We start from the raw sequence: 271 nt of genomic DNA on the forward strand, positions 1-271 counted from the left end.
CCGCAAGGCATATCAAAAACTAAGTAGAGGCGGAATGTCATTATGAGTAATCAAAATGATTTAGATGACCAGTTATATATTTTATTGGCATCCCTGAAGGAATATCGAGAAGCCATAGCAGACGATAAGAAGCGATTAGAGCAGTTTTACAACCAAGTCGCTAGTGGAGTGCTAGACAAGGCAGAAAAATCGCTAGAAAACACAAATAAGAAGCATACAGGTGCATTAAACAACAGTATTCAGGCATTAAACGAAGCTACAAACAGGCTCA

Annotated in this window: 1 pseudogene; it reads left to right on the plus strand. The window is 38.7% G+C overall.

Going from position 1 to position 271, the window contains the following annotated elements:
• Positions 1 to 42: 42 nt before the first annotated feature.
• Positions 43 to 271: pseudogene (locus ACG9ZB_RS17365) on the plus strand (hypothetical protein); the annotation flags it as partial.

It is taken from the genome of Acinetobacter johnsonii (genome assembly GCF_048551975.1).
Taxonomy (GTDB): domain Bacteria; phylum Pseudomonadota; class Gammaproteobacteria; order Pseudomonadales; family Moraxellaceae; genus Acinetobacter; species Acinetobacter johnsonii_A.